General features: G+C 50.5%; 9 protein-coding genes. 5 read left to right on the forward strand and 4 right to left on the reverse strand.

Going from position 1 to position 8077, the window contains the following annotated elements; all coding sequences use genetic code 11:
• Nucleotides 1-564 precede the first annotated feature (564 nt).
• From C7B82_RS12330 to C7B82_RS12340, 3 genes are all read right to left on the reverse strand, one after another.
• Nucleotides 565-915, reverse strand: coding sequence for a DUF1815 family protein (locus C7B82_RS12330; protein WP_106256592.1), 351 nt, complete (start codon nt 913-915; stop codon nt 565-567).
• Nucleotides 916-1249: 334 nt separating this feature from the next.
• Complete coding sequence (locus tag C7B82_RS12335) at nt 1250-1462, reverse strand: DUF2839 domain-containing protein (protein ID WP_106256593.1); 213 nt, start codon at nt 1460-1462, stop codon at nt 1250-1252.
• 78 nt (nt 1463-1540) lie between these two features.
• The gene (locus C7B82_RS12340) at nt 1541-3088 is read right to left on the reverse strand and encodes an ATP-dependent DNA helicase (protein WP_106256594.1); all 1548 of its coding nucleotides are present in this window, start codon (nt 3086-3088) and stop codon (nt 1541-1543) included.
• A 328-nt stretch (nt 3089-3416) separates the two neighbouring features.
• Between C7B82_RS12340 and C7B82_RS12345 the strand changes: the two genes are divergently transcribed.
• From C7B82_RS12345 to C7B82_RS12355, 3 genes are all read left to right on the forward strand, one after another.
• Nucleotides 3417-5270 carry an APC family permease gene (locus tag C7B82_RS12345; protein ID WP_106256595.1) on the forward strand — a complete coding sequence of 618 codons (1854 nt, stop codon included), beginning with the start codon at nt 3417-3419 and terminating at the stop codon, nt 5268-5270.
• Between the two features lie 135 nt (nt 5271-5405).
• Nucleotides 5406-5843 carry a guanyl-specific ribonuclease gene (locus C7B82_RS12350; RefSeq protein WP_106256596.1) on the forward strand — a complete coding sequence of 146 codons (438 nt, stop codon included), beginning with the start codon at nt 5406-5408 and terminating at the stop codon, nt 5841-5843.
• Nucleotides 5844-5846: 3 nt separating this feature from the next.
• Entirely contained in the window at nt 5847-6284 is a 438-nt protein-coding gene (locus C7B82_RS12355) for a barstar family protein (RefSeq protein ID WP_106256597.1), read from the forward strand.
• 79 nt (nt 6285-6363) lie between these two features.
• Here C7B82_RS12355 and C7B82_RS12360 read toward each other — a convergent pair whose 3' ends face one another.
• A complete protein-coding gene (locus tag C7B82_RS12360; protein ID WP_106256598.1) occupies nt 6364-6798 on the reverse strand; it encodes a VOC family protein in 435 nt (144 codons plus the stop codon).
• A 253-nt stretch (nt 6799-7051) separates the two neighbouring features.
• Here C7B82_RS12360 and C7B82_RS12365 point away from each other — a divergent pair, with 253 nt between their 5' ends.
• Nucleotides 7052-7798, forward strand: a complete 747-nt coding sequence (locus C7B82_RS12365) for a TIGR00297 family protein (protein ID WP_245939854.1) — start codon at nt 7052-7054, stop codon at nt 7796-7798.
• Between the two features lie 128 nt (nt 7799-7926).
• The coding region (locus tag C7B82_RS12370; protein WP_146141142.1) for a transposase at nt 7927-8077 on the forward strand (151 nt) is incomplete at its 3' end.

Consider the following 8077-nt stretch of genomic DNA (forward strand, 5'->3'; position numbering starts at 1 on the left):
GGTCACCCAGTTGCAAAACTGGTCCCATACGTTGGCGCTTTCGCGTCTCTGTAAGGTTGTTGTCATGGTAATTATGATTGCGTTGTGTATGAATATTTAGGATTGTTAATCAATCCATACAAAACAGGATAGCGGAGCAAACAGGTTTTGTAAAGCGATTGTTACAGAATCTCTCAGATAGCGATTACGTTCGACTCAACTCAGCGTTCACCAGCTCTTTGAGTTCACGATTTGCTTTCTCAGAGTCAGCCTCAAAATATCAGTAGAGCAAACAATCAAATGCAAAAAGGGAGTGGAAAGACAATTCCACTCCCTTTTTGGTCTTTACTGTCGTGAGCTGTCTCACCAGTTGATTGAACCACTCAGACCAGGTTTCAGCATCATCTCTTACTAAAGCTAACTTAGCCTAGAAGCCGATCGCTGGCTAAATGATCAAGCGATCCATTATTTGTGCGATTACTTATGGAAGAGTGACAATCGAAAGCACAAAGGTAATAATGTCGTGTTAGAAACACCCAAAGCGACTAAACGATAACCCCAGCGCTCATACCAAAGCGACCAGGATTAATGGAAGCTTTCTGAAACCACTGCGGGTCTGTACTCGGATGGCTTGATTTTGTGCTTCACCAAGTTTGCCAATTCCTGAAGTTGGCTAATGGCTTCTGCCCCTTCTAGCTTCATCAACTCTCGATCGTCTCGCATCTCAGTCCACGTGATCCCATAGTCAGAGACCAGGAAACGGATGAGGTGGTTGTCTGCCAGACTCACCATAAACGAGGCACTGTTCATCTGCCCGCCACAGGTGTAGCAGGATGCAAGATAACCCTGACGCTCTAGCACGATCGCAAGCGCCTGAAGATTCATGACGAGATCTTGGACGAACTGTCGGTGTTGCTCTGCAAGTCTTAAGAACACAATTGCCCTCCAATCACCACACCTAAGATTTTATACCTTTTTAATACTTTCTTAAGAATTTCACTTTTTGATGGGAACGTTTATAAAAAAAGATGCTGGAACTAAATAAGCACACCACTTAAAGGCTGGCGTTACCTTTGACGTTGACATTAACTAGTAGACCTAAGGTTAGCTAACTTACTGGGAAAGAAAGTATCTAGAACGACAATCGTCTACCGCACTCTCTTTCACCTGATCAGTAGCCTGCCCCTAAACACAGACTGACTCAGCTGTAAGCAAAAAGTTCCCTGGGTCTAGACTAAGGTAACAAATCATTGCTTGTTGCTGCCATACATTAATCCACCTGCCACCAGCCGAATACCGGACCAATGAAACGAATCGTAATCCACACCGCAACCAGCGTACCAATGCCGATCCATGCGCCTCTGGTAGAGAGCTGGACAAACTGGCTCGCTTGAGTTTTAGTAACTGGCAACCACGGGAGAATATTAGATTCTTGACCGTACTTTTCTCCGAGGGTTTCTTTTCGCCGCTTTGATTCGCCCATAGCTGTAATGACCAATGATACTCAACTATTCAATCTTAGTGGAAAGCATACGCATTATTGCTGGATGCGCTCAACACCTCAGTCTAGGACTGAATAATCAGGTTGAGGAAACAGGCTAGGATCGAGGTAGTTGAGGCGCGCCACAGGATGAAGCGCTGTGAGCACTTGTTGCCCATAGTTGCGATGTACCACGCGGCTATCGAGCAAGGCAACAATGCCCTGATGATCTCTGACGGGCGCGATCGCTCGCTGTAGTTCTGCCAGTGCTTCTGGGAGAAGGTAGAGACGGAACCAGTCTTGTCGTAGGTGCTTGTAGTAGGCAACACGTCCAGCAACCAGCGGGTTTTCGAGCGACGGGATTGGCAGCGTTGCGATCGCGAGTAGATGAGGTGCAGGCAAAACGCTTTGGTGCTGTCGCCAGAACGCCCAACCCGTGACGAGGATACCCTTCTCTTCTAAACACGTGCGCTCAACCTGCACCCTTGAGCCAAATTCTGATGCCAGCACGGAACCGACTTGCGCTTTAAGTGGCACGTCGTCTACTAGCAGAACGGTTAACCCGTTCATCCCAGAGCTAACCCTAAGTAGAGAGTGCATTTCTCGAATGAGAGCCCACTGAAACTCTGGAGTATTGGGCATCGGCAGTCGTTCCGGCAAGTAAAGCTGAATAAGCTCGTCCTGGCGATCGGGCGTAAACTTCAGACACGTTAAGTCGTCTAGCCCTAAGCGTTGGCGATAGACGGTAGCTTCTGCATCAACATCTAGCGCACCGCCAATGAGGATGACCGATTGCTGCGACCAAAGCGGGGCTAAGGCTGCTGCCACCGTAACGGGGCCACAATGCAGAGAGAACTGCCCTTGACGACGCGAGATGTCTGCCCATAGAAGTTGGTTGTCGAGCTGAAAGGTATCCCCAAAGCGGCTCCAGACAGCAGGAAGTGCAACATCATCTGATGGGGAATCAGAGCGTCGTAAGTCTTGAAAGAGAGCCGCCAGCACCTTTTGCTCAAAAAGCTCTAGCAGACAGCACTCGTAAGGATTGGCTGGACGCTGAAAAATTGACTTTGTGAGCTGCACACGCGCATCACGAATAATGTCGGTATGGCTGGGGCAGGCGAGCATCAGCTCATCCCAATCAACTGGCTGAATATGTGTGGTGAGTTGAGCAAAAGCCCAGGCTTCCAGGTCATCGACCCCATCAAAAATCGTTGGGATGCCTGCTGGAAAACGTCCTTGTTGATACAGACGATCGCTCAACCACGATTCTGGTGTTGTCAGCAGCAACCCTTGAAAGGCTGGGTCGGGAAACCGATCGCCTGTACGAATGGCTTTTGACGTTTGAATACACGTGCGCAGCTGCGGGATTTCGACCATGAGCAGCCGCTGTTGTACCGCTTCTGTGGCAACCACAATGACAGGTTCCTGCCACATCAGCACTGGCACCAGATAACTAAGCCTGTAGCGCCCGTGATAGCGAGAGAGCGCATCGGTTTGCATCAACGCACTACGCCCCAACCGCAAGGCACGTGCCACCAACCGTGCCATCGTTAAATGATGAGACCAATAGGGTTTCCCTTGCTCTCTTAAGAATGCTCGGAGCTGCTGGTGAACTTCTACCTCAATCACGAATTTAAGGCTCTCGCATGTTGGGTGACTTCATTTTGACACAGATGTTGAAGCTGCCCCCAGAGGGCAGTGATTCTGCCAGCGTGGTAAGGCCCTGGGGCGTGGGAAGCCGTGGAAATTTACCGTTTGATCCGTGGAAATTTACCGTTTGATCATCAGTGCTGAGAAAACCTACCTGCAAAATTCCCATCTTTGGACATCGCACGGCAGCCGAAAGGAGGGTACGCTTACTTACAGTTCGTTGCGTTTAACCAAGTGGTGAGGCGCTTTTAATCAGTTTCATTCACCGACTGACCGAATCACTAATGCTTTTAAAAGTGAGTTGTCTATGAGCTTCTCGCAGATCAAGCAGCTCGTCATTGGACGTAGTTTGCCAACCAGTGCTCACGCAGAAGAGCGGTTGACCAAAGCGGCTGCCTTGGCTGTCCTTTCTTCCGACGCTCTTTCTTCTGTTGCGTATGCGACTCAAGAAGCGCTGTTAGTTTTAATGGTGGCTGGAACGAAGCCTGACGTGCTTGGGTGGTCGCAGCCGATCGCGATCGCCATTATTGCCCTACTAGGCATCGTGATTTTGTCGTATCGTCAAACGGTTCGAGCCTACCCCAAAGGTGGGGGCTCTTATATTGTTGCTCGCAGCAATTTAGGACTTTACCCGGGCTTGATTGCGGGTGGATCGTTGATGATCGATTACATCCTGACAGTTGCTGTCAGCGTCTCGGCGGGGATTGAGAACCTCACGTCGGCAGTACCCACATTGCGTCCTTACACCGTTGAGCTGTGTTTAGTCTTTATTCTTCTGCTCATGGTGGCAAACCTGCGGGGCGTGAAGGAATCTGGCAAGCTGTTCATGATCCCAACCTATGCGTTCATTGTCAGCATTCTCATCATGATCGGCATTGGCTTGTTTAACCAGCTAACGGGGCATGTCATTCCCGCGCCACCGCCTGCAGAGCCTTTCCACAAAGTGACCGAGTCGCTGAGTATCTTCCTGGTGCTACGAGCGTTTGCAGCAGGCTGTACAGCGCTGACCGGGGTGGAGGCAATTTCGGATGGTGTGCTGGTCTTTAAGGCACCCGAATGGGTGAATGCTCGCAAAACCCTAATGTATTTGGGCATCATTTTGGGCGTGATGTTTCTGGGAATCACCTATCTAGCCCATCTTTATCAGGTTATTCCCAGCGAAAAGGAAACAGTGCTGTCGATCTTGGGGCGGCAGATTCTAGGGACGGGCCCGTTTTATTACTTTGTGCTGCTCTTTGCCACTCCAGCGATTCTCTTACTGGCAGCCAATACCAGCTATGCTGATTTTCCTCGGCTTTGCTATTTCTTGGCACGAGACGGCTTTTTGCCGCGTCAGTTGGCCTTGTTGGGCGATCGCTTAGTCTACTCCAACGGTATTCTGCTACTGAGCTCGTGTGCCGCTCTCTTGATCATTGTGTTTCGAGGTAACACGACTGCCATTATTCCACTGTATGCAGTAGGGGTGTTTACCTCCTTTACCCTTTCCCAGGCTGGCATGGTGCGCCATTGGCAGGCGATCAGGTGCGCTGGATGGCGACTGAGTGCCTTGATGAACGGAGTTGGCGCGATCGCGACCGCCGTCGTGCTGGTGGTCGTGATCTGGACAAAATTTGCTCTGGGTGCGTGGATTGTGGTTGTCGCCATCCCGCTACTGGTTTACCTATTCTTAAGCATCCGTCGCCACTATAAGTTTGTGGCCGATCGCCTTAGCATCCAGGAGTTAGCGCCGAGAAGCTATATCCAACGCCCTAAAGGAGAGGCAGTAACTCATCCAGCGATCGTGGTGGTGGGTCAGCTACATCGGGGTACGGTGGAAGCATTGGATTATGCACGCAGCATTGCGGACGAAGTGGTTGCCATTCATGTGGATATTGGCTCAACTGATCGCGAAAAACTTCAAAAGCGCTGGCAGGAGCTAGAGTCTGATATTGCGCTGGTCATTCTCGATTCCCAGTATCGATCGGTTGTGTCGCCGATCGTGGACTTTATTGAAGAGTACGAGAATCAGCATCCAGGAGTGCTATCAACTGTGATTATTCCTGCCTTTGTCACCAAAAAGTGGTGGGAAAATCTGTTGCATAACCAGACGACGCTGTTTCTCAAGACGGCACTGCGAACCAAGCAAAGCCGGATTGTTACTACGGTTCGCTATTATTTGTAGAGCCCTCTCAGTTTGTAAAGCCCTGTCAGTTGGCCTCAGTGCCCATCGAGATCCCGTCGCTTACGGTGATGGTGCCAAAGGTTGGGGGCATCTCACCAGCACTACGAATGCCCGCATCTGCTCGTTTTGCTATTTATGACATCCAATCCCTTGATCAAACGCTTACTCCAGTTTGTGAGCCTCTTTCTAACCGTGCTCACTCTCACGAGCCTTGTGTCGACCTTCCATGTGCAGGCACAACCAGATTTAGATCTGCGCAATCATGCAGAAACAGCGATCGTCGCCCGTGCTACGGTAACCATTCCCGCTGTAAGAGCCAATCAACTGCCGCCAGAGGCTCGCACAACCATTCAACTGATTCGGCAAGGGGGGCCGTTCCCATACCCTAAAGATGGCACTGTTTTCCGCAACCGCGAGCGACTATTACCGCAAGCCGCGATCGGCTATTACCGGGAGTACACTGTTAAAACGCCAGGTAGACGCGATCGTGGTGCACGACGCATCATTACCGGCCAACAGGGCGAAATTTATTACACAGGCGACCATTACGCCAGTTTTGTAAGAGTGCAGTAAAACATGGATCATTTAACCGCAGTACTCAAGGGCGAGCGTCGTGCAGACCTCTACAAGCTTGAGACGTCCATCAGTACTGATGCCCTCACTGCTCTCAGCCAGGAGTACAACACCCGCCTGTTTTATCTGGATGGCAAAACCATCACCAACAAGGCAGGCTTTCTCGACGCGATCGCGGATGCAATGGCATTCCCGCGCTATTTTGGGCAAAACTGGGACGCGCTGGAAGATTGCCTCACCGATCTGGACTGGCTAAACGGCGATCGCTTTATCCTGCTGTATGAAGAGCCCGAAGCGTTTGCCCAAGGTGAGCCATCCGAGTGGCTAGTAGCACTGGATATTTTGCGATCGGCAGTCGATTACTGGCGCGCCAAAAACCGTCCTCTCTCTGTATTGTTCAAAGGTAATAGCACCGATTTAGTTGGGTTAGAGTCAATCTAAACGGAGATCAGATCCCCGACTTCTAGCGAAAACTCAGCACTGACGGCGTATTGTGCAATAGAAGCCGGGGATCTTTGCATTAAACGCCAACGGTATCACCGATTTGTGTAAAGTTACGACTGCCAAAAATCGCTTCAGGATGGCAGTAAAACTTAAATTCCATCAGGTTGTAAAACGGGTCTTGCAGGAAGAAGGTGCTATGTTCTAGCGGTAAGCCTGGAAACCGATGTTTCGCTTGCTGATAGAACGTTAAGCCTTTTTGCTGCGATCGTTCCAATAAAGCGTCCCAATCTGTTTCTGCTGGAAAAACTAGCCCAAAGTGCCTGGGATAAATTCCTTTTTGTGGTGTCAGCGGCTCATGCACCACATGGGCAACCAGCTGATGTCCGTACAGATCGAGAATGACGGACTCCGGATTTTCGCGCCCAACACCACAGCCTAAACCATCGGCGTAGAAGGCTTTCGTCTGCGGAATGTTGCTGACAGGGAAGGAGAGGTGGAACAGGGGAGGCATAGGGAAAGTATATAAGGATGAAAGTTTTGAGTTTTATAGTATTCCTGGCTTCTGACTCCTGGCTTCTACCCAAGGGCTTCTGACTGCAACCGCCTTCACTATAATCACTGTTTACAATCAATGGGTTGCACTCTTGGAATGCGGATCATTGCCGCTTTAGCGTTCTAGCCTTCTAGTGATCTCTTACTTTGTGCCCTCTTTTATCCTTTATTCTTTATTTAGTAGCCTTTTCCCTTTATCTTTCTTAACTCCTGTGGTCTTTGCAGTTGTCCTGAATACCGTTCTGCTGGCGATCGTTTGGTTGTTGCCAAAGAAGCTACTGACACTGGCTGGCATTATCCACGCGTGGATTTTGGGCGTACTGGTGTGGGTTTCGTTGGGTTGGCAGGGATACGCTGTCGTAGTGTTCTACTTCTTAGTGGGGTCGGGCATTACGAGAGCTGGCATGGCGCAGAAGGAGGCAGCGGGCATTGCCGAGAAGCGATCGGGCGCACGGGGGCCGGAGAATGTGTGGGGGTCGGCCTTAACAGGAGCGTTGTGCGCGATCGGTAGTTTCCTGGTTCCTTTATGCTTACCTGACACCAGCAAATGGCTGGTTCCCTTGCTGCTGTTGGGCTATGTCGCGAGCTTCAGTACAAAGCTGGCTGATACTTGCTCCAGCGAAATTGGTAAAGCGTATGGTCAGCGTACGTTTTTGATTACTACGCTCCAGCCGGTGCCGCGGGGTACAGAAGGCGCTGTCAGTTTAGAGGGCACGTTAGCAGGTGTGGTTGCTTCTGTGGCGATCTCGCTGGTAGGTTGGGGCGTCGGGCTCATCCCCCTCTGGCAAGTTGCCGTATGTGTGGTGGCAGCCTTCATTGGCACCAATATCGAAAGCGTGATTGGGGCAACATTACAAAGCCGCTTTGATTGGTTGACAAATGAGGTGGTCAATATTCTAAACACGCTGATTGGGGCAATTGTAGCGATGCTGCTGGCGCAGGGACTGTCACAAATCTAAGCCCCATAGATCTAAGCCCCTAGACGGATAAAGTAGACGCATCGTTTCAGCGATATTCAACTAGGGCGTGTTTTAAAACCTTCTGAGCACGTTTGCTAGCCTAGAGATGGCGAGTTTAGCCTTGACTGATGATTCTTCCTCCTCAACGTCGCGGCGATTTGAGCCAGGCTCAATGGCAAAAACTGCAACCGCTGCTGCCCGTACAAAAGCCCGCAGTCGGGCGACCGAGCAACGATCATCGAACGACCATCAACGGGATTTTGTGGATCTTGCGCACGG

This window comes from Stenomitos frigidus ULC18, assembly GCF_003003795.1.
Lineage (GTDB): Bacteria > Cyanobacteriota > Cyanobacteriia > Leptolyngbyales > Leptolyngbyaceae > Stenomitos > Stenomitos frigidus_A.

What these genes read in the sequence shown, in the direction of transcription:
- C7B82_RS12335 (WP_106256593.1), bottom strand. Translation starts at nt 1,462, where the DNA reads ATGGGCGAATCAAAGCGGCGAAAAGAAACCCTCGGAGAAAAGTACGGT.
- C7B82_RS12355 (WP_106256597.1), top strand. Translation starts at nt 5,847, where the DNA reads ATGGATCATTTAACCGCAGTACTCAAGGGCGAGCGTCGTGCAGACCTC.
- C7B82_RS12345 (WP_106256595.1), top strand. Translation starts at nt 3,417, where the DNA reads ATGAGCTTCTCGCAGATCAAGCAGCTCGTCATTGGACGTAGTTTGCCA.
- C7B82_RS12360 (WP_106256598.1), bottom strand. Translation starts at nt 6,798, where the DNA reads ATGCCTCCCCTGTTCCACCTCTCCTTCCCTGTCAGCAACATTCCGCAG.
- C7B82_RS12350 (WP_106256596.1), top strand. Translation starts at nt 5,406, where the DNA reads ATGACATCCAATCCCTTGATCAAACGCTTACTCCAGTTTGTGAGCCTC.